Source organism: Peribacillus sp. CSMR9 (assembly GCF_033141925.1).
Taxonomy (GTDB): domain Bacteria; phylum Bacillota; class Bacilli; order Bacillales; family DSM-1321; genus Peribacillus; species Peribacillus simplex_A.
This window is the reverse complement of the sequence record NZ_JAOPHO010000230.1, coordinates 1-615: the sequence shown is the minus strand read 5'-3', so window position 1 is coordinate 615 and position 615 is coordinate 1. Positions and strand designations below refer to the sequence as shown.

General features: G+C 34.5%; 1 protein-coding gene. It reads left to right on the top strand.

All coding sequences use genetic code 11. The features are described 5' to 3' along the window. A partial coding sequence (locus tag N9I19_RS25045; protein WP_317779376.1) for a tyrosine-type recombinase/integrase occupies positions 1-333 on the top strand: 333 nt, incomplete at its 5' end. Positions 334-615 lie beyond the last annotated feature (282 nt).

The window sequence follows — 615 nt, the reverse complement described above, 5'->3', positions numbered from 1 at the left end:
GAACTAAAAAAGGCTGTTAGGCAATACGTACAGGGGAAATATAAAAGTGAGTTTCTCTTCCAAAGTAGGCAGAAGGACAAAAAGGGAAGAGTCAAACCGATATCAAGAGGAATGGCCTATATAGTATTGCAAGAAATAGCAGATGAATTTGACCTTGAACGTATTGGCTGCCATTCATTGAGAAAAACATATGGATATCATCATTATAATCAATATAAGGATATCGCTGTTCTTCAAGAAGCATTAAATCACAGTAACCAAGAGATTACCATGAGGTATATTGGCATCACTCAGGACAAGCAGAATAAATACCAAACGGGATTAAGAATCTAAAAAGCCATTTTTTTGTCCAAAACAGTTAGACATAAAAATGTCATTGTCTAACTCATTTTTTAAAGGTGTCTAACAGCTTCATACAGCAACGTTTTGGTGGGGGTGACGAGTTATACTCCCTATGTCTTGAAGATAACTCAAAGGGTCTTTTTGGGCCGGATTTCAAGCGGAAAATGGAAATTAATAAGATATTTAAATTGAGAATAAAGAAAAGGACTATCCTTTGACAAAAGGATACTTTTCAACAGTCATAAACCATATTTATTCATTTTTTCATACAGT